The organism is Pseudomonas sp. NDM (assembly GCF_003105095.1).
GTDB classification, from domain to species: domain Bacteria; phylum Pseudomonadota; class Gammaproteobacteria; order Pseudomonadales; family Pseudomonadaceae; genus Aquipseudomonas; species Aquipseudomonas moraviensis_A.
In genome coordinates this window covers 13327-33742 of the sequence record NZ_QETJ01000045.1, presented here as the reverse complement: position 1 = coordinate 33742, position 20416 = coordinate 13327, and the positions used below count along the sequence as shown (strand labels likewise).

Below are 20416 nucleotides of genomic sequence, written 5' to 3'. Positions count from 1 at the left end.
GACTGTTACACCGCCATCGCGAGCAGGCTCACTCCTACAGGGATTGGGTTCGGTCAGTCGAACCGGGGACGCCGCCAAGCCCCGCAAAATGGCGGTTATCTTAAAGCAAAACGGCGACCGTTGGCCGCCGTTTAGTGCTGCGGTGCGGATTTAGACGACCGGTGCCGGCTCAGCCTTGGCCACAGGTTTGGGCAGCGACGACAGGAACGCCATGATCAGCGCTGCCAGATACGGCAGCGACTGCACCAGCAGCATGGTCACCCAGAAGCGCATGTCATTGCTCGGCATGCCGTTGACCAGGAAAATCCCCAGCGCCGCGCCCCACAGCAACAGCATGATGAACAGCTCTTCACGCGCTTCGCTGATCGCCACCCAGAAACCGTGGTTGTCGGCGTTTTTCGGCGTGCGGAAGAACGGAATGCTGCTGGTGAAGAAGCCGTACAGCACCGCTTTGGCAATGGTGTGCGACAACGCCAGGCCGGCCAGTGCCGCGCAGAACGCATCCTTCAGATTCACCCCCACCGCGCGGCGGTAGAGGAAAATGATCTTGCCGACCTTGAACACAAACAGCGCCAGCGGCGGGATTGCGAAAATCAGCAGCGGCGGATCGACCCGTTGCGGCACGATGATCATCGCCGCCGACCACAACAGCGCGCCGACGGTGAAGAAGATGTTCATGCCATCGGCGACCCACGGCAGCCAACCGGCGAGGAAGTGATAACGCTGGCCACGGGTCAGCTCGGTGTCCTTGCCGCGCAGCAGGCTGCGGGTATGACGCTTGATGATCTGGATCGCGCCGTAGGCCCAGCGGAAACGCTGTTTCTTGAAGTCGATGAAGGTATCCGGCATCAGGCCCTTGCCGTAGCTGTCGTGGTAATACGCCGCCGACAGGCCTTTTTCGAACACGCGCAGGCCCAGTTCGGCGTCTTCACAGATGCACCAGTCAGCCCAGCCCAACTCTTCCAGCACCGAGCGGCGGGTCATGGTCATGGTGCCGTGCTGAATGATCGCGTCACGGTCGTTGCGAGTGACCATGCCGATGTGGAAGAAGCCTTTGTACTCGGCGTAGCAAAGCTTCTTGAAGGTGCTTTCGTTCTGGTCGCGATAATCCTGCGGCGACTGCACCACGGCGATTTTCGGGTCGGCGAAGTGCGGCACCATGTGCTTGAGCCAGTTCGGGTGCACGCAGTAATCGGAGTCGATCACCGCAATCACTTCGGCATCCTTGGCGGTGTGCGGGATCAGATAATTCAGCGCGCCGCCCTTGAAACCGGCCAGCGGCGACACGTGGAAGAACTTGAAGCGCGGGCCCAGTGTTTCGCAGTAATCGCGCACCGGTTCCCACACCCCCGGGTCCTTGGTGTTGTTGTCGATGATCAGGACTTCGAAGTCCGGATAATCGAGCGCGGCCAGTGCATCGAGGGTCTGTTTGACCATCTCCGGCGGCTCGTTGTAGCAGGGCACATGGATCGAGACTTTCGGCCGGTAGTCCGAGTCGCCAAGCACTGGCAGGAATTCGCGCCGGCGCTTGTGAATCCACACCGCTTCGGCCAGCTCATGGGCCTCGGTGAGCAGGACGATGAACACCCCGAGCGCACCGAGTGCCAGAAGAAATCCGACTGTGAGGCTGAACCACGTGCTGTATTGCTGGCTGTAGTCGTAACCGATGTACACCAGCACCGAACCGCACAGGAACGCAATAAAGGTCAGGAACGTCCGGCCGCGCTGGCGCAGGGCCGAGCCGTCGATCATCAGCAGGGTCAGCGACAGCAGCGCCAGCACCACCGAGCCGATCGCCAGCACGCGCCATTGCGGAATCGCTACTACCGGGCCTTCGAAATTGAATTTCTGCTGGCGCGCGGCATTGAACACGCCCCAATAGGCGCCGACGGAACCTTCATCGCTGGCCTTCCACGGCTGATCGAAGGCTTCGATCACGAAATAGTTGAAGCCCTGGCGATTGAGCTTATTGACCAGTGTGCGCAGGTAAATCGCCTGGTCCGCCGGTGAAGCATCGGCACCACCGCGCATGCGCCCGTTGCTCGGCCAGCCGACTTCGGACAGCAGCAGCGGTTTTTTCGGGAACAGTTTTTTCAGATCGCGGGCGCGGTCGAAGACGAACTGGCCGGCCTTGTCGACGGGAATGAACTCCCAGTAGGGCAGGACGTGGGCGGCGATCAAGTCAACGTGCTTGGCCAGTTGCGGGTATTTCTCCCAGATGTGCCATTGCTCGGAGGTAGTCACTGGTACCTTGACGGCAGCGCGCACCCGATCCAGCAGAACGATCAACGCCTCAGGGGTGATCTCCTCGCGAAACAGTGCCTCGTTGCCGACCACTACACGCACCACGCTGCGCGAGGTGTTGGCCAGTTCGATGGCTTTAACGATCTCCCGTTCGTTGCGTTCCTGATCCGGACTGATCCAGATACCGAGGGTGACCCGCAGGCCGAATTCTTCAGCCAGTTTCGGAATGTCTCCCAGAGAACCGTCGACCGAATAGATACGGATGTTGTCGGTCAGCTTGCTCATGATTTCCAGGTCACGGCGCATCTCGTCGTCCGACGGGTACTGATCCCTTTGGGGGTACTGCCCCTGCTGGAATGGCGAATACGAGAAGCCGGAGATCTGCTGCGGCCAGTTCGGCGCCGTGACCGGGCGATTGACCAGCGCCCAGAAACCGGTGAACAGGGCAGCGATGGCCAGCACCACCACCAGGTTGAGTCCAAATTTACGCGATGACATAGCTGTTTCGGGTTCCAAAGGCTGTGGAACGAAGATTCGGTCGGATAGACGCCCGAGGGGCGCGCATCCTACACCGGCGGTTAACCAGTCGTACAACTGCCGGGAAAATGCCTGACATTGGGCATCCGACTCTGACTTAAGTTCTTACACTTGTCGCTTGCAGCTTAAAACTTACCGCTGCGTAGCCCTATAATGCGCGCCGGTTTTTGGGGTAATGGTCATGAGTACAGAAGATCCGCGGTTTGCAGGCATCGCCCGTTTGTATGGCATCGAGGGCCTGGAACGCCTGCGCGCTGCCCATGTGGCGATCGTCGGCGTCGGTGGCGTCGGTTCCTGGGCGGCGGAAGCCATGGCCCGTTGCGGGGTGGGAGAGATCTCGCTGTTCGACCTTGATGACGTCTGCGTCAGCAATGCCAACCGCCAATTGCACGCCTTGGACAGCACCGTGGGCAAACCCAAGGTCGAGGTGATGGCCGAGCGTCTGCGCGGCATCAATCCTGATTGCACGGTGCACGCCGTGGCCGATTTCGTTACCCGCGACACCATGGCCGAATACATCACGCCGAACATCGACTGCGTGATCGACTGCATCGATGCGGTCAACGCCAAAGCGGCGCTGATCGCCTGGTGCAAACGCCGCAAGATCCAGATCATCACCACCGGCGGCGCGGGCGGGCAGATCGACCCGACGCTGATTCAGGTCTGCGATCTCAACCGCACCTTCAACGATCCGCTGGCCTCGAAAGTGCGCTCGACCTTGCGCCGTGACTACGGCTTCTCCCGCACCGTGACCCGGCACTACAGCGTGCCGTGTGTGTTCTCCACGGAACAGCTGCGCTACCCGAAACCGGACGGCAGCATTTGCCTGCAGAAGAGTTTTGTCGGCGACGGCGTGAAGCTCGACTGCGCCGGCGGGTTTGGCGCGGTGATGATGGTCACGGCGACGTTCGGCATGGTCGCGGCGACCAAGGCTGTGGACAAGATTGTCGCGGGGGTGCGGCGCCCTGCTGACCGAGTAAAACCTCAGGCTTGAAGTTGAGGCTGAGGGCGCTATCGCGAGCAGGCTCACTCCTACAGGGGAACGCATTCCAAATTGTAGGAGTGAGCCTGCTCGCGATGGCTGCGGAGCAGCCGCTTTTATTGAGCCAACTCATTCATCCGCGTGAGCACGGCATTGAGGCCATTACTGCGCGAAGGTGACAACTGCCGCGACAACCCCAACTGAGTGAACCACTCCGGCAGATCCACCTGCCGCAACTCAGCCGCCGACAACCCGTTAACCCGTAACAGCAGCAACGCCACCAACCCGCGGATCATCCGCGCATCGCTGCTCGCCCTGAACTGCCAGTGCCCGTCGCGCAAATCCCCCACCAGCCACACTTGGCTTTCACAGCCATGCACTCGATTGGCCTCGCACTTTTGCGCGTCAGCCAACGGCGGCAGACGATCACCAAACTGCATCAGCAACCGCGCTCGCTGTTCCCAGCCCGATGCATCCTGAAAAGTCTGCAGCGCTTCGGCTGCTTCAACCGGCAAGCTCATCGCAACAACTCCAGCGCCTGATCCAGGGCCTCGAAAAAGCGCTCGAGATCTTCCGAATCGTTGTACAGCGCCAGCGACACGCGAATCGCGCCGGCCAGTTCGAAGCTTTTCATCAGCGGCATGGCGCAGTGATGCCCTGCGCGCACGGCGATGCCCTGTTCGGTCAGCAAGTGCGCGAGATCAGCGTTGTGCACGCCTTCGACGACGAAACTGGCCAGCGCCAATTGCGGCTTGCCCAGCAGACGAATGCCATTACGAGCAGCGAGGCCGCGCAGCAGATAGTCGTGCAGCGCCGCTTCGTGGGCCGACACGGCTGGCTGATCCAGCCCGGCCAGATAATCCAGGGTCGCACCGAGGCCAATGACACTGGCAATCGGCGGAGTGCCCGCCTCGAAACCCAGTGGCGCCGGGCGAAAGCGCGAATCGTGATAGTTGGCGTCCAGCACCATCTCGCCGCCGAATTGCCATGGCTGCAATTGCTCCAGCGCAGCGTTGCGCCCGAACAGCACACCGAGGCCATCGGGGCCATAGAGCTTATGGCTGGAGAACACATAGAAGTCGCAACCCAGCGCCTGCACATCATGGCGACCGTGCACCACACCCTGCGCGCCATCGACCACGGTCAGCGCGTTGTGCGCCTTGGCCATGCCAAGCAAAGCGGTCAGTGGCTGCCAGGCACCCAGCACATTGGACAACTGGCTGACCGCCAACAAACGTGTGCGCGAGCCGATCAGCTGCACGGCGGCGGCGAGGTCGATCAGGCCGTCTACGTCCAGCGGCAGGATCACCAGCTTCAAGTTGCGGCGTTGCGCCAGTTGCTGCCACGGCAGCAGGTTGGCGTGATGCTCCAGAGCGCTGATGACAATCTCATCGCCGGGCTCGAACAGATGCTCGAGACCGTAAGCCAGCAGATTCAACGCACTGGTGGCGCCGTGGGTGAAAATGATCTGCCCGCTGTCACCCGCGTTCAGCCACTGGCCAACCTTGCGCCGACTGTCTTCGAACGCTTGCGTCGCATGGGCGCCGGGCAGGTGTTGCGCGCGATGCACGTTGGCCGAGCCATTGGCGTAGTAATGCGTCAGTGCGTCGAGCAGGGCCTGGGGTTTTTGCGTGGTGGCGGCGTTGTCCAGATAGGTCTGGTCTTGCCGTTGCAGCGCGGCGATGGCCGGGTAATCGGCGCGCCAGGGGGAGGGAATCATCATGGGTTCAGCCCTGTGAAATTGGGCGGGATGTACGCCAAACCTGTAGGAGTGAGCCTGCTCGCGATGACGGTGTGTCAGTCAACGTATCCGCAACGGATACACCGCTATCGCGAGCAGGCTCACTCCTACAATCGATCGTCCAGGCGCTTAGTTGTGAGCGTGCAGCGCTTCGTTCAGTTCGATCGCCGATTTGTGGGTCTTGCACTCCACAGCACCGGTTTCCGAATTACGACGGAACAGCAGGTCAGTCTGACCGGCCAGCTCACGCGCCTTCACCACCTTGACCAGATTGTTGTGTTCGTCGAGCAGCGCAACCTTGGTGCCGGCGGTCACGTACAGGCCCGACTCGACGGTGTTGCGGTCGCCCAGTGGAATGCCGATACCGGCGTTGGCGCCGATCAGGCAGCCTTCGCCGACCTTGATCACGATGTTGCCGCCGCCCGACAGGGTGCCCATGGTCGAGCAACCGCCGCCCAGGTCCGAACCCTTGCCGACGAATACGCCAGCGGAAACCCGGCCTTCGATCATGCCCGGGCCTTCGGTGCCGGCGTTGAAGTTGATGAAACCTTCGTGCATCACGGTGGTGCCTTCACCGACGTACGCGCCCAGACGCAGACGTGCTGCATCAGCGATACGCACGCCGGCCGGTACGACGTAGTCGGTCATTTTCGGGAACTTGTCCACCGAGAAGACTTCCAGCAGTTCGCCGCGCAGACGCGCTTCGAGTTGCATTTCCGCCAGTTCGCTGAGGTCGATCGCGCCCTGGCTGGTCCACGCCACGTTCGGCAGCAGCGGGAAGATACCGGCGAGGCTGACGCCGTGCGGCTTGACCAGGCGGTGCGAGAGCAGATGCAGCTTGAGGTAGGCCTCAGGCGTGGAGGTCAGTTGCGCGTCTTCGGCCAGCAGGGTGGCGACCAGCGGCTTGTGGCTTTCGGCCAGACGGGTCAGCAGCTTGCCTTGCACGGCGTCGATGCCTTTCACCGCTTCAGCCAGTTGTGCAGCCTGTGCGGTGGTGAAAGTGATGGCCTGGTTGCCTTCGGTGTAACCGAGGATCGGCGCAACCGCCGCGACCAGTTCGGCTGAAGGATTGAGCAGTGGCTGTGCGTAGAACACTTCCAGCCATGCGCCTTGACGGTTCTGGGTGCCGACACCAAAGGCGATGCTGAACAGGGAATTGGACATGTGAATACCTCTACGAAGAGTGACGGGCTGCTTACTTCAGAGCGGCCGCGTAGATGTCTGGCTTAAAGCCAATCAGGGTTCGGTCACCGAGATCGAGCACCGGGCGCTTGATCATCGAGGGTTGGGCGAGCATCAGTTCGATGGCTTTCGACTGGTCGAGATCGGCTTTGCGTTCGTCGTCGAGTTTGCGAAAGGTCGTGCCTGCGCGGTTCAACACCGTTTGCCAGCCGTGTTCGTTACACCATTGGGTCAGGTGTTCACGGTCGATGCCGGCGGTTTTGTAATCGTGAAAGTCGTAGCTGACAGAGTGTTCATCGAGCCAGGTGCGCGCCTTTTTCATGGTGTCGCAGGCTTTGATGCCGAAAAGGTGCAACGTTTTACTTGAAACGGCCAAGGAATCGCCCCCTTTACAGGTGCTGGAAAAAAATGGTGACGGATTATGCCATGACCGGACGGTTTCGCGGCGCCTCAGGTCGATTTGGCCATGCAAAACCCTGTGGGAGCGAGCCTGCTCGCGAAGACGCCATGTCAGTCATTATCTCAGTGCGCTGAACGACCGCTTTCGCGAGCAGGCTCGCTCCCACAATGGGGTCGCGTTCCGGCCGTGCGACATAGGTGCAACGGTCAGCCACAGCCTAAGGCGCTAATATGGCAGTTCAACGCTGTCGATCGCCTGAGATTTTCGCTTTATGCAAACTGCTTACACCGTCCTCATCCTGCTGATGCTGGTCAGCGTCTCGCGCCTGGTCGGGCGGGTCATCCCGCTGCCGTTGCCGCTGGTGCAAATCGCCGCCGGTGCCTTGCTCGCCTGGCCGAACCTGGGCCTGCACGTCGCCCTCGATCCCGAGCTGTTCCTGTTTCTGTTCCTGCCACCGTTGCTGTTTTCCGATGGCTGGCGCATGCCCAAACGTGCGCTCTGGCAATTGCGCGGACCGATCCTGACCCTGGCGGTCGGCCTTGTTCTGTTCACGGTTGTCGGCGCCGGCTATTTCATCCACTGGCTGTTGCCGACGATTCCGTTGCCGGTGGCCTTTGCTCTGGCGGCGGTGTTGTCGCCGACGGACGCTGTAGCCGTTTCAGCGATTTCGCAGAACCGCTTGCCGACGCCGCTGATGCACATGCTGCAAGGCGAGGCGCTGATGAACGACGCTTCGGGTCTGGTGACGTTCAAGTTCGCCCTCGCTGCAGCGGTCACGGGGGTGTTCTCGTTGACCAATGCCAGCCTGACGTTCGTCGCGGTGGCGCTGGGCGGCCTGGCGGTCGGCGTGGCGCTGAGCTGGCTGGTCGGGCGCCTGCGGGCGTGGATGATCGCGCGTGGCTGGGACGACCCGGCGACCCACGTGGTGTTCATGTTGCTGCTGCCGTTCGCCGCTTACGTGTTGGCGGAACGTCTGGGCGCCTCGGGCATTCTTTCGGCGGTGGCGGCGGGGATGATGCAGAGCTGGCTCGATCTGTTGCCACGCCAGACCAGTACGCGATTGCTCAATCGCAGCGTCTGGTCATTGCTCGAATTTGCTTTTAACGGCTTGATCTTCTTGCTGCTCGGCCTGCAATTGCCGGACATCATCAAAGCCGTGGTCAGCCACGAACCGACGCTGTGGCCGACGCTGTTCTATCGCTGCCTCGATGTACTGGCGATTTTCGTGGCGCTGGTGCTGCTGCGGTTCATCTGGGTGCAAAGCATCTGGCGTTTGTCGGTGTTATTGCGCCGATTGCGCGGCAAGGGCGAGCTGACGCAAGTGCCGACGGCGCGCTCCTGCTGGTTGCTGACCGTAGGCGGTGTGCGCGGGGCGGTGACGCTGGCGGGCGTGATGTCGGTGCCGATGCTGATCGGCACCGAGGCTTTTCCTGAACGCGACTTGCTGATCTTCATCGCTGCCGGGGTGATCCTGCTGTCGCTGGTCTCGGCCTGTATTGCGCTGCCCTTGCTGCTGCGCGGTATCGAAAAAAGTCCGGACGACAAGCGTCGCCAGGAAGTGCGTGATGCCTGGCGCAAGACCGCTGAAGCCGCGATTCATTCCTTGGAAACTGAAGAGGTTGTGCCGCAGGATGCTGCGCAAGCGGCGTTGGCAGCGGAGCTCAAGGCGCGGATCATGTCCGAATATCGTCATCAACTCGATGTGTTCAACGATTCCGCCGAAGCCCAGGCGCTGGCGTTCCAGATGGATCTGCTGGAGCGGCGCTTGCGGTTGAAAGCGCTAAGGGCGCAGCGGCTTGAGCTCTACAGCCTGAGCCGTCAGCACCAGATCGGTGATGACGTGTTGCGAGAAGTGCTGGGGGAACTGGATTTGAGCGAGGCGAATCTGGGGCAGGTCAAATAGCCGTTTGAACGCTTGCAGCAGGGCCGCTGCTGCAAGCGTTCGCTGATCACTGCTGTCGGGTGATGAAGTCGCGGATTCGTTCGGCGGCTTCAACGCATTCGGCGAGCGGCGCAACCAGTGCCATGCGCACACGGCCGGCGCCAGGATTGACGCCATCGACATCGCGAGACAGATACGAGCCCGGCACCACGGTCACATGCTCCTGCTCGAACAGATCACGGCAGAACGCCGCATCATCGCCCTGCACATTCGGCCACAGGTAGAAGCTGCCATCCGGACGCTGCACGTCCAGCACCGGGCTGAGGATCTCCAGCACCGCATCGAATTTCTCGCGATACAGCGCGCGGTTGGCGCGCACGTGCACTTCGTCATTCCATGCGGCAACGCTGGCCAGTTGCGTTTGCACCGGCATCGCACAACCGTGGTAAGTGCGATAGAGCAGGAAGCCTTTGAGGATGTCGGCATCGCCGGCAACGAAGCCTGAGCGCAGGCCCGGCAGGTTGGAGCGCTTGGACAGGCTATGGAAGACCACGCAGCGCTTGAAGTCGTTGCGGCCCAGTTCAACGCAGGCGCTGAGCAGGCCCGGCGGCGGGGTTTGCTCGTCGAAGTACAGTTCGCTATAGCACTCGTCCGCGGCGATGACGAAGTCGTACTGATCAGCCAGGGCGATCAGCTTCTTCAGGGTTTCAACCGGAATCAGCGCGCCGGTCGGATTGCCCGGCGAGCACAGGAACAGGATCTGGCAGCGCTTCCAGATGTCTGGCGAAACGGCATCGAAATCCGGGTTGAAGCCGTTTTCATCAAGGCACGGCAGATAGTGCGGTTTGGCCCCGGCGAGAAACGCCGCGCCTTCGTAGATCTGATAAAACGGGTTGGGGCTGACCACCAGCGCATCGTCGCCACGGTTGACCACGGTCTGGGTGAAGGCGAACAGCGCTTCGCGGGTGCCGTTGACCGGCAGCACATTGCGCGCTGGATCGATCCAGCCGCTCGGCACGCCAAAGCGACGCTCGCACCAGCCGGCGATGGCTTCGCGCAGGGCCGGAATGCCCAAGGTGGTCGGGTACACCGCCATCTGATCCAGATTGTTCGCCAGGGCTTCGGCGACAAAACTCGGTGAACGGTGTTTCGGCTCGCCGATCGACAGGGCAATCGGACGCTTGTCCGGGTTCGGCGTGACGCTGCCGAGCAGGGCACGGAGCTTTTCGAACGGGTACGGCTGGAGCTGGTTCAGAGCGTTGTTCATCGGGGCCTCGGTCAAGGTGGGGCAAAACACCGATCCTGGACTGTTCATCAGACCTGTAGGAGTGAGCCTGCTCGCGATGAGGGCCGCACATTCAATGTCTATGCAAGCGGGTGCATCGCCATCGCGAGCAGGCTCACTCCTACAGGGATTCGATTAACAGGCTGGAATCTGAGCAATCCTTCCCACCGGGGTAATGGGTTGATTCAAATACTGATCCGCGAAAGTTTGATATCCGGTTCCTGACTGACGCTCAGCTGTTCGACGATCGCATCCTGCAAACGGCTGCACAGCAGCGGATCGGACAGCGGCTGGTTGTGCGCATCGGTGATGAAGAACACGTCTTCCACGCGCTCGCCCAGGGTCGCAATCTTGGCGTTCTGCAGCGACAGGTCGAACTCGAGGAAAATCCCCCCGACCCGCGCCAGCAGGCCCGGCCGGTCGGGCGCCGTCAGTTCCAGCACGGTCACCGGACGCTGGGCGTCGTTGTGGATCGTCACTTGCGGCGCAAAGGCGAAGTGCTTGAGCTGGCGCGGTACGCGGCGCTGGATGATCGTCGGGTAGTCGTCCGGGTTGCGCAGGGCTTCGGTGAGGCCTTCGCGGATCTGCTTGATCCGCGCCGGGTTGTCGCCGATCGATTCGCCTTCGTTGTCGAGCACGATATAGGTGTCGAGGGTGAACTGGCTGCTCGAAGTGATGACCCGGGCGTCGTGAATGTTCAGGTTGAGCTGGTCCATCGCCGCCACGGTCACGGCGAAGAAGTCATGCTGGTCCGGGGCATAGATGAAGATCTGCGTGCCGCCTTCGAACTCGCGCTGGGTGGTTTCCTTGATCAGCACCAGCGGCCCGCCATCCACAGGTTGCTGCAGGATCGCATCGCTGTGCCAGGCGACGTCGCCGGCGGTATGACGCAGGAAATAGTCGTCGCCCAGTTGCGCCCAGAGTTGCTCGACATCGTCCGGGTCGGTGCCACCGCGCACCAGAATGTCCAGCGCGGCGCTCTGCGTCTGGCGGATCTGCTCTTCGCGGTCCACCGGATTTTCCAGACCCCGGCGCAGGGCTCGTTTGGTCTCGGTGTAGAGCTGGCGCAACAGGCTGGCGCGCCATGAATTCCACAGTGTCGGGTTGGTCGCGTTGATGTCGGCCACGGTCAGCACATAGAGGTAGTCGAGGCGGGTTTCGTCGCCGACCGCCTGGGCAAAATCGTGGATCACCTGGGGGTCGGACAGATCCTTGCGCTGCGCGGTGGTCGACATCACCAGGTGGTTCTGCACCAGCCAGACGATCAGGCGGCTGTCCCACACCGGCAACTGGTGGCGCTGGCAGAACGCTTCGGCATCGACCGCGCCGATCTCCGAGTGATCGCCATGCCGGCCCTTGCCGATGTCGTGGTACAGGCCGGCCATGTAGATCAGTTCGGGCTTGGGCAACTTGGCCATGAGTTTGGCGGCCAGCGGAAATTTCTCCGAGACCTGGGTGTACTGAAGTTTGCGCAGGTGCTTGATCAGATTCAGCGTGTGCGCATCGACCGTATAGATGTGGAACAGGTCATGCTGCATCTGCCCGACGATAAAGCCGAACTCCGGCAAATAACGCCCGAGAATGCCGTAACGGTTCATCCGCCGCAGATTTCGGTGGATGCCGATCTTGCACTTGAACAGCTCGATGAACAGGCTGGTGTTGCGGATATCGTTGCGGAAGTTGTCATCGATGAGATGACGATGTTCGCGCAGCAGACGAATCGTGTCGGCGCGCACGCCTTTGATTTCCGGCTGCTGGGCCATCAGCACGAAAATCTCCAGCATGGCGAACGGCGTGCGGCGGAACACGTTGTCGTTGCGCGCTTCGATGTAGCCGTCATGCAACTGGAAGCGTGAGTTGATCGGTTGCGGCGGCGCTTCATCTTCCGGAGCGAGGATGACCTCCTCGAAATGCTGAATGATCAGGTCGCTGAGTTGGGCGATGCTCATCACCGTGCGGAAGTACTGCTGCATGAAGTTTTCGACTGCCTGTTTGGCGTCGTCACCCTCGAAACCGAGCAGCCCGGCAATGGTGCGCTGATGATCGAACAGCAGCCGGTCTTCCGAGCGCCCGGCGAGCATGTGCAAGGCATAACGCACCTTCCAGAGGAATTCCTGGGAGGAGGCGAGCAGGGCGTTTTCGCTCTCGACCAGAAAGCCTTCGCCAGCGAGCGCGCGCAGGTTCAGGGTGCCGTACTGACGACGGGCGACCCAGAGAATTGTCTGAATATCGCGCAGGCCACCGGGCGAACCTTTGACGTTGGGTTCGAGGTTGTACTCGGTGTCGTTGTATTTGTGGTGACGGGCCTTTTGCTCGGCACGCTTGGCGAGGAAGAACTCCTTGGCCGGCCACATGTGCGCGGTACTCGTCACCTCGATCATGCGCTGGCGCAGACGCTCGGGGCCGCAGATGGTGCGACTTTCCATCAGGTTGGTGACCACGGTCAGGTCGGCGCGGGCCTCTTCGGCACACTCGTCGACCGAGCGTACGCTCTGGCCGACTTCCAGGCCGATGTCCCACAGCAGCGTAAGAAAACGCTCGATGGAATCGCGGAAAACTTCGTGGTCAGCGCTGTCGAGCAGGATCAGCAGATCAATGTCGGAGTAGGGGTGCAGTTCGCCGCGACCGTAGCCGCCCACTGCCACGAGAGCGATGTCGGCGTCTTCACTCCAGTTGAACTGCTCCCAGGCCTTTTGCAGGATGTTGTCGACAAACCAGGCGCGGTCTTCGATCAGCCGGCGGATGTCGCGGCCATTGCGAAAACGCGTATCGAGGACCTCGCGGGCCTGGCGGATCGCCTTCTTGAACGCCGCGATAGGACTCGCTTTGAGGGCCAGTTCAGCCTGGAACTGGCCGCGGTCGAAGAGTTCGGGATCCACCTGCGGCATCGATTGGCTTTCCTTCTATAGGCTGGGAGCGTTTTGTGAATCAGGCCGAGACGCGCGGGATTGTGTCATCGCTGCGCAAAGTGAAGATCTCGTAGCCGGTGTCGGTGACCAGCAGGGTGTGTTCCCACTGGGCCGAGAGCTTGCGGTCCTTGGTGATCGCCGTCCAGCCGTCGCCCAGTACCTTGGTGTCGGCCTTGCCCTGGTTGATCATCGGCTCGATGGTGAAGGTCATGCCAGCCTTCAGTTCCATGCCGGTGCCGGCGCGACCGTAGTGCAGGATCTGCGGTTCTTCGTGGAAAACCTTGCCGATACCATGGCCGCAGAACTCGCGCACCACCGAGAAACCATTTTTCTCCGCGTGCTTCTGGATCACTTCGCCAATGTCGCCGAGGCGGCAGCCGGGTTTGACGATCTCGATGGCCTTGTACATGCATTCCTGAGTGACCTGCGACAGGCGCTCGGCCCAGACCGGCACTTCGCCGACGTGGAACATACGGCTGGTGTCGCCGTGGTAGCCGTCCTTGATCACTGTGACGTCGATGTTCAGGGTGTCGCCGTTTTTCAGCGGCTTGTCGTTCGGAATGCCGTGACAGACCACATGGTTGATCGAAGTGCAGATCGACTTCGGGTAACCCTTGTAGTTGAGCGGGGCAGGGATGGCTTCCTGCACATTGACGATGTAATCGTGGCAGATCTGGTTGAGCTGATCAGTGGTCACGCCCGGCTTGACGTGTTCGGCAATCATTTCCAGCACATCGGCGGCCAGTTTGCCGGCGACACGCATGCCAGCGATGTCCTCGGGGGTTTTGAGGTTGACGGTCATACAGGCTCTCTCTGCGCTCGGCGGCGCTTACGGATACGAATTGGGTGGCAGGTGTGGATTGTGCGACCCTGAAAAACGCGATTCTACCAGACGGGAGGCGCAAATCCGCGCCTGCATGTCTGGCTTCTCTCTATACAATGGAGTCCGTCAGGCCGATTCCAAGGGGGCCGCGCCCCGGTCGCGGGTGCGAATACAGATTCCGGGTTCCGTTTCTGCGCACCCTGTGGTATAAAATGCGCCGCTTTCCGGGGATGCCCCGAAAAGCTTAAATCCACACACGTGTCGACACGATGACCTGGGTGCCTTGGGCTTTATGCCTCTGGTTGGTCATTGGGATACGTGGAGGCCAAACCCGACTTATCAAGGAACTATCATGTCCCAAGTCAACATGCGCGATATGCTGAAGGCCGGTGTGCACTTCGGTCACCAAACCCGTTACTGGAATCCGAAAATGGGCAAGTACATTTTCGGCGCGCGTAACAAGATTCACATCATCAACCTTGAAAAAACCCTGCCAATGTTCAACGAAGCTCTGACTTTCGTAGAGCGTCTGGCCCAGGGCAAAAACAAGATTCTGTTCGTCGGCACCAAGCGTTCCGCTGGCAAGATCGTTGCTGAAGAAGCAGCACGTTGCGGTTCGCCGTACGTCGATCACCGCTGGTTGGGCGGCATGCTGACCAACTTCAAGACCATTCGTGCTTCCATCAAGCGTCTGCGTGACCTTGAAGTTCAAGCCGAAGACGGTACTTTCGCCAAGCTGACCAAGAAAGAAGCGCTGATGCGCTCCCGTGATCTTGAGAAGCTGGATCGTTCGCTGGGCGGCATCAAGGACATGGGCGGTCTGCCAGACGCACTGTTCGTGATCGACGTTGACCACGAGCGCATCGCGATCACCGAAGCCAACAAGCTGGGCATCCCGGTCATCGGCGTTGTCGATACCAACAGCAGCCCGGAAGGCGTTGACTACATCATCCCAGGCAACGATGACGCAATCCGCGCTATCCAGCTGTACATGGGTTCGATGGCTGACGCAGTGATCCGTGGTCGCAACAATGTTGCTGGCGGTACTGTTGAATTCGCAGCTGAAGAAACTCAGGCTGCAGCTGAGTAATCGACGCCCCTGGCGTTGACTCAGTAAGCAAAAAGGGGGCTTGGCCCCCTTTTTGCCACCTCGAAAACCATTTGTCGGCGCCCACGTCTGTATTTGTCATGTGCGGCAGCCAACATGGGTGGTTCGGGAAGAATTGAACGCCCGTTCGATCGGGTGGAATGGTTGAAAACCTATCCAAGAGGAATTTGAAAATGGCAGCAATTACTGCAGCGTTGGTCAAAGAACTGCGCGAGCGTACCGGCGAAGGCATGATGGATTGCAAGAAAGCCCTGGAAAAGGCTGACGGCGACATCGAAAAAGCCATTGATGACATGCGTGCTTCGGGCGCCATCAAGGCTGCGAAAAAAGCCGGCAACGTTGCCGCTGAAGGCGCAATCGCCATCAAATCGAATGACAAGGCAGCCGTGCTGCTGGAAGTCAACTCGCAGACCGACTTCCTGGCCCTGCAAGACGATTTCAAGAACTTCGTTGCTGCCAGCGTAGAAAAAGCTTTCGACGAAAAACTGACCGACGCAGCTCCGCTGATCGCCGCTCAGGAATCGGCTCGTGAAGCTCTGGTTGCCAAAGTCGGTGAGAACGTCAACATCCGTCGTCTGGTACGCGTAGAGGGTGACGTTGTCGGCACTTACCTGCACGGTAACAAGATCGGTGTTGCTGTTGTCCTGAAAGGCGGTGACGTCGAGCTGGCCAAAGACATCGCGATGCACGTTGCTGCAAGCAACCCTGAGTTCCTGCTGCCTTCGCAAGTCTCCGACGAAGCGATCGAGCGCGAGAAAGCTGTGTTCCTGCAGCTGAACGAAGAGAAGATCAAAGGCAAGCCGGAAAACATTGTTGAGAACATGGTCAAGGGCCGTATCAGCAAGTTCCTGGCAGAAGCAAGCCTGGTCGAGCAGGCGTTCGTCAAGAACCCTGAAGTCAAGGTTGGCGAACTGGCCAAGAAAGCCGGTGCTGAAATCGTTTCCTTCACTTACTTCAAGGTAGGCGAAGGCATCGAGAAGCCGGTCGACAACTTCGCTGAAGAAGTTGCTGCCCAGCTGGCTGCCGCCAAGCAATAAGACGGTTTTTCAACTGTCGCCCGAAAGAGGCTGCCCGCTTACGCGCGCAGCCTCTTTTCAGATGGGTTACCAATTTTTATTTGGTTTCCACCCGGAACTGACTTACAAAGCCATGTTCCGATGGCGCTGCAGCAGCGCCAAGCTAGAGTGAACGCCAGCTGTAAACAGCTCGCAAAGAATTTTAAATACGCCGCAGGAGAGATTCGCAATGGCTCAGCAGGGCAGTGGTTATCAGGCTCGCTATAAACGCATTCTACTCAAGCTTAGCGGCGAGGCCCTGATGGGCTCGGAAGAGTTCGGGATCGATCCTAAAGTGCTGGACCGCATGGCGCTGGAAGTCGGCCAACTGGTCGGTATCGGTGTCCAGGTCGGTCTGGTGATCGGCGGTGGCAACCTGTTCCGTGGCGAGGCCCTGAGCAAAGCCGGTATGGATCGGGTCACGGGCGACCACATGGGCATGCTGGCCACTGTGATGAACGCTCTGGCCATGCGCGATGCGCTGGAACGTGCCAATATCTCGGCCATCGTCATGTCGGCCATTTCCATGGTCGGCGTAACCGATCACTACGATCGCCGCAAAGCCATGCGCCACCTGAACTCCAAGGACGTCGTGATCTTCGCGGCCGGTACCGGCAATCCGTTCTTCACCACGGATTCGGCAGCCTGCCTGCGCGCAATCGAGATCGACGCCGACGTTGTGCTCAAGGCCACCAAGGTTGATGGCGTCTACACCGCAGATCCGTTCAAAGACCCGCATGCCGAGAAGTTCGATCATCTGACTTATGATGAAGTACTGGATCGCAAGCTGGGTGTAATGGATCTGACTGCTATCTGCCTGTGCCGCGATCACAAGATGCCGCTGCGCGTATTCAACATGAACAAGCCCGGCGCCCTGCTGAACATTGTGCACGGCGGCGCTGAAGGGACTTTGATCGAGGAAGGCCAACAATGATCAACGAAATCAAGAAAGACGCCCAAGCGCGTATGCAGAAATCCCTGGAATCTCTGAACCACGCGTTCGGCCAGATTCGTACCGGCAAGGCTCACCCGAGCATCCTCGGCAGCGTCATGGTGCCTTACTACGGCACTGACACCCCGCTGAGCGGCGTGGCCAACGTCACCGTGAAGGACTCGCGTACCCTGCAGGTCGTGGCGTTCGAGCGCAACATGCTCGCTGCCGTCGACAAGGCGATCCAGAGCGCCGGTCTGAACCTCAACCCGACCAACCTGGGCGAGTTGCTGCTGATCCCGATGCCGGCCCTGACCGAGGAAACGCGTAAAGGCTTCACCAAACAGGCCCGTAGTGCCGCCGAAGACGCACGCGTTGCCGTGCGCAACATTCGTCGTGACGCATTGGGCGAGCTGAAAAAACTGGTCAAGGACAAGGAAATCAGCGAAGACGAAGAACGTCGTGCCATCGCTGATATCGATAAGCTGACCAAAGAATCCGAGGCCCAGATCACCAAGGCCACGGATGAGAAAGAAAAAGACCTGATGGCCGTATAAGGGTCGAGCTTTAAATGGACAAGACCAAGCAGACTGCGCCGTCCGCGGTGCCGCGCCATGTCGCGATCATCATGGATGGCAATAATCGCTGGGCGAAAAAACGCTTTATGCCGGGTGTCGCCGGGCATAAAGCGGGCGTGGATGCTGTGCGGGCGGTGATCGAGGTGTGCGCTGAGGCCAAGGTCGAAGTCCTGACGCTGTTCGCCTTTTCCAGTGAAAACTGGCAGCGCCCGGCCGATGAGGTCAGCGCCTTGATGGATCTGTTCTTCAAGGCGTTGCGTCGTGAGGCCAAGCGCCTCAACGACAACAACATCAGCCTGCGCATCATTGGCGATCGGTCGCGCTTCCACCCTGAGCTTCAGGCAGCGATGCGCGAGGCCGAGGCCATGACCGTCGGTGCCAACCGCTTTGTCCTGCAGATCGCCGCCAACTATGGCGGCCAGTGGGATATCGCGCAGGCCGCGCAACGTCTCGCACGGGAGGTCCAGGCCGGGCACCTGCGCCCGGAGGACATCACCCCGGATCTGCTGCAGACGTGTCTGGCCACCGGCGATCTGCCGTTGCCAGACCTGTGCATCCGCACCGGTGGCGAGCATCGCATCAGCAACTTCCTGCTGTGGCAGCTGGCCTACGCCGAGCTGTACTTCTCCGACCTGTTCTGGCCGGACTTCAAACACGAAGCCATGCGCACCGCGCTGGCCGATTTCGCTTCACGCCAGCGTCGTTTCGGTAAAACGAGCGAACAGGTCGAAGCTGGAGCCCGGGTTTAATGCTTAAACAACGAATCATCACTGCACTGATCCTGCTGCCGATTGCCTTGTGCGGGTTTTTCCTGCTCAAAGGTGCCGGTTTCGCGCTGTTCATCGGTCTGGTCGTAAGCCTCGGTGCCTGGGAATGGGCACGTCTGGCGGGCTTTACCGCGCAGTCGTTCCGCGTCGGTTTTGCTGCTGTGGTCGCCCTGATGCTGTTCGTCATGTATGTGCTGCCGGGGCTTGCTCCCTGGGTGCTCGGTGCATCGGTGATCTGGTGGGCGGTTGCCACTTATCTGGTGCTGACGTATCCACGCTCCAGCGCGCATTGGTCCACGGCGGCGACCAAGCTGCTCATTGGTCTGCTGATCCTGCTGCCTGCGTGGCAGGGCCTGGTGCAGATCAAGCAGTATCCGCTGGGTAACTGGTTGATCATGGCGGTGATGGTGCTGGTCTGGGGCGCAGACATCGGCGCTTATTTCTCCGGGCGCAAATTCGGCAAGCGCAAGCTCGCGCCGCAAGTCAGCCCGGGCAAAAGCTGGGAAGGCGTTTACGGTGGTCTGGCTCTGAGCCTGGTGATTACCGCGATTGTCGGGCTGGTGCGCGACTGGACTGTGGCCGAGCTGCTCAAAGGCTTGATCGGCGCTGCGGTGATCGTCTTCATTTCTGTGGTCGGTGATCTCACCGAAAGCATGTTCAAGCGTCAGTCCGGCATCAAGGACAGCAGTAATCTGCTACCCGGGCATGGCGGCGTGCTGGATCGCATCGACAGCCTGACTGCGGCCATTCCGGTGTTCGCCGTATTGCTCTGGATGGCCGCACCGTGAGTCGTCCCCAGCAGATTACGGTATTGGGTGCGACCGGTTCGATCGGTCTGAGCACCCTGGATGTGATTGCCCGCCACCCTGAGCGTTATCAGGTTTTCGCCTTGAGTGGCTTCTCTCGGCTCAGCGAATTGCTCGCGTTGTGCGTGCGGCATGTGCCGCAATTTGCGGTGGTTCCCGAAGGTGCCGCAGCGCGCGGTTTGCAGGATGACCTGCGTGCAGCCGGCTTGCCGACTCGCGTACTGGTCGGCGAGGAGGGCCTGTGTCAGGTCGCCTCCGCGCCTGAAGTCGACGCAGTAATGGCGGCCATTGTCGGTGCGGCCGGGCTGCGTCCGACCCTGGCGGCAGTCGAGGCGGGCAAGAAGATTCTGCTGGCGAACAAGGAAGCGCTGGTGATGTCCGGCGCTCTGTTCATGCAGGCCGTGCGCAAGAGCGGCTCGGTGCTGCTGCCGATCGACAGCGAACACAATGCGATTTTTCAGTGCATGCCCGCGGATTTCGCGCGCGGCTTGAGTTCGGTAGGGGTACGTCGGATTTTGCTGACAGCCTCTGGCGGCCCGTTCCGGCAGACGCCGATGGCCGAGCTGGCGCATGTGTCGCCTGAACAGGCGTGCGCGCACCCGAACTGGTCCATGGGGCGCAAGATCTCCGTGGATTCGGCGAGCATGATGAACAAGGGTCTGGAGCTGATCGAAGCCTGCTGGCTGTTCGATGCCAAGCCGGCCCAGGTCGAAGTGGTGATTCATCCGCAGAGCGTGATCCACTCTCTGGTGGATTACGTCGATGGATCGGTGCTGGCGCAGTTGGGTAACCCGGACATGCGCACACCGATCGCCAACGCCCTGGCCTGGCCGGAGCGCATCGATTCCGGCGTACCGCCACTGGATCTGTTTGCCATTGCGCGACTGGATTTCGAAGCGCCCGATGAAAGCCGTTTCCCGTGCCTGCGTTTGGCCCGGCAGGCCGCCGAAGCCGGTAACAGCGCGCCGGCGATGCTCAACGCGGCCAATGAAGTGGCAGTGGCAGCGTTTCTCGATGGACGGGTTCGCTACCTGGAAATCGCGAGTATGATCGAGGAAGTCTTGAATCTGGAGCCAGTGGTGGCGCTGAACGACCTCGATGCGGTGTTTACGGCGGACGCGAAAGCGCGAATGCTGGCCGAGCAATGGTTGAGTCGGCACGGCCGATAGTTTTCGCAACACAATGG

At 60.4% G+C, this 20416-nt stretch carries 17 protein-coding genes; 9 read left to right on the top strand and 8 right to left on the bottom strand.

Annotated elements, in window-relative coordinates; genetic code table 11:
• Nucleotides 1–150 precede the first annotated feature (150 nt).
• The gene (locus tag DCO47_RS12250; RefSeq protein ID WP_065615291.1) at nucleotides 151–2742 is read right to left on the bottom strand and encodes a glycosyltransferase; all 2592 of its coding nucleotides are present in this window, start codon (nucleotides 2740–2742) and stop codon (nucleotides 151–153) included.
• 214 nt (nucleotides 2743–2956) lie between these two features.
• Here DCO47_RS12250 and tcdA point away from each other — a divergent pair, with 214 nt between their 5' ends.
• Complete coding sequence (tcdA, locus tag DCO47_RS12245; RefSeq protein WP_039762445.1) at nucleotides 2957–3775, top strand: tRNA cyclic N6-threonylcarbamoyladenosine(37) synthase TcdA; 819 nt, start codon at nucleotides 2957–2959, stop codon at nucleotides 3773–3775.
• Nucleotides 3776–3879: 104 nt separating this feature from the next.
• Here tcdA and DCO47_RS12240 read toward each other — a convergent pair whose 3' ends face one another.
• From DCO47_RS12240 to DCO47_RS12225, 4 genes are all read right to left on the bottom strand, one after another.
• The gene (locus tag DCO47_RS12240; protein WP_065615289.1) at nucleotides 3880–4284 is read right to left on the bottom strand and encodes a SufE family protein; all 405 of its coding nucleotides are present in this window, start codon (nucleotides 4282–4284) and stop codon (nucleotides 3880–3882) included.
• On the bottom strand, nucleotides 4281–5486 hold the full coding sequence (locus tag DCO47_RS12235; RefSeq protein ID WP_116658180.1) for an aminotransferase class V-fold PLP-dependent enzyme: 1206 nt from the start codon (nucleotides 5484–5486) through the stop codon (nucleotides 4281–4283). Before DCO47_RS12235 ends, DCO47_RS12240 begins: the two co-directional genes overlap by 4 nt.
• A gap of 147 nt (nucleotides 5487–5633) precedes the next feature.
• Nucleotides 5634–6668 (bottom strand): 2,3,4,5-tetrahydropyridine-2,6-dicarboxylate N-succinyltransferase, encoded by a 1035-nt coding sequence (gene dapD / locus DCO47_RS12230; RefSeq protein ID WP_003222105.1) that lies wholly within the window; start codon nucleotides 6666–6668, stop codon nucleotides 5634–5636.
• 31 nt (nucleotides 6669–6699) lie between these two features.
• The gene (locus DCO47_RS12225) at nucleotides 6700–7062 is read right to left on the bottom strand and encodes an ArsC family reductase (protein WP_116658179.1); all 363 of its coding nucleotides are present in this window, start codon (nucleotides 7060–7062) and stop codon (nucleotides 6700–6702) included.
• Nucleotides 7063–7357: 295 nt separating this feature from the next.
• On the opposite strand from DCO47_RS12225, the gene DCO47_RS12220 reads away from it, so the two are divergent.
• Nucleotides 7358–8989 carry a Na+/H+ antiporter gene (locus DCO47_RS12220; protein WP_042606975.1) on the top strand — a complete coding sequence of 544 codons (1632 nt, stop codon included), beginning with the start codon at nucleotides 7358–7360 and terminating at the stop codon, nucleotides 8987–8989.
• Nucleotides 8990–9035: 46 nt separating this feature from the next.
• Here the strand turns inward: DCO47_RS12220 and dapC are convergent, their stop codons facing one another.
• The 3 genes from dapC to map form a co-directional block, all read right to left on the bottom strand.
• Entirely contained in the window at nucleotides 9036–10235 is a 1200-nt protein-coding gene (dapC, locus tag DCO47_RS12215; protein WP_116658178.1) for a succinyldiaminopimelate transaminase, read from the bottom strand.
• Nucleotides 10236–10438: 203 nt separating this feature from the next.
• Nucleotides 10439–13141, bottom strand: coding sequence for a [protein-PII] uridylyltransferase (locus DCO47_RS12210; RefSeq protein ID WP_116658177.1), 2703 nt, complete (start codon nucleotides 13139–13141; stop codon nucleotides 10439–10441).
• Nucleotides 13142–13181: 40 nt separating this feature from the next.
• The gene (gene map / locus DCO47_RS12205; protein ID WP_042606978.1) at nucleotides 13182–13964 is read right to left on the bottom strand and encodes a type I methionyl aminopeptidase; all 783 of its coding nucleotides are present in this window, start codon (nucleotides 13962–13964) and stop codon (nucleotides 13182–13184) included.
• Between the two features lie 373 nt (nucleotides 13965–14337).
• Here map and rpsB point away from each other — a divergent pair, with 373 nt between their 5' ends.
• The 7 genes from rpsB to ispC all read left to right on the top strand — a co-directional run bounded on the left by rpsB (nucleotide 14338) and on the right by ispC (nucleotide 20399).
• Nucleotides 14338–15075 (top strand): 30S ribosomal protein S2, encoded by a 738-nt coding sequence (rpsB, locus tag DCO47_RS12200; protein ID WP_003222119.1) that lies wholly within the window; start codon nucleotides 14338–14340, stop codon nucleotides 15073–15075.
• Nucleotides 15076–15266: 191 nt separating this feature from the next.
• Complete coding sequence (gene tsf, locus DCO47_RS12195) at nucleotides 15267–16130, top strand: translation elongation factor Ts (protein ID WP_016771476.1); 864 nt, start codon at nucleotides 15267–15269, stop codon at nucleotides 16128–16130.
• Nucleotides 16131–16338: 208 nt separating this feature from the next.
• Entirely contained in the window at nucleotides 16339–17082 is a 744-nt protein-coding gene (gene pyrH / locus DCO47_RS12190) for a UMP kinase (RefSeq protein WP_003222124.1), read from the top strand.
• Nucleotides 17079–17636 (top strand): ribosome recycling factor, encoded by a 558-nt coding sequence (gene frr, locus DCO47_RS12185; protein WP_007954771.1) that lies wholly within the window; start codon nucleotides 17079–17081, stop codon nucleotides 17634–17636. Before pyrH ends, frr begins: the two co-directional genes overlap by 4 nt.
• Before the next feature lie 14 nt (nucleotides 17637–17650).
• The gene (gene uppS / locus DCO47_RS12180) at nucleotides 17651–18406 is read left to right on the top strand and encodes a polyprenyl diphosphate synthase (RefSeq protein ID WP_039762463.1); all 756 of its coding nucleotides are present in this window, start codon (nucleotides 17651–17653) and stop codon (nucleotides 18404–18406) included.
• Nucleotides 18406–19212 (top strand): phosphatidate cytidylyltransferase, encoded by an 807-nt coding sequence (locus DCO47_RS12175; protein ID WP_065615286.1) that lies wholly within the window; start codon nucleotides 18406–18408, stop codon nucleotides 19210–19212. Before uppS ends, DCO47_RS12175 begins: the two co-directional genes overlap by 1 nt.
• Nucleotides 19209–20399: a 1-deoxy-D-xylulose-5-phosphate reductoisomerase gene (ispC, locus tag DCO47_RS12170; RefSeq protein ID WP_116658176.1), complete on the top strand. Its 1191-nt coding sequence runs from the start codon at nucleotides 19209–19211 to the stop codon at nucleotides 20397–20399. The genes DCO47_RS12175 and ispC overlap by 4 nt, the downstream gene beginning before the upstream one ends.
• Nucleotides 20400–20416 lie beyond the last annotated feature (17 nt).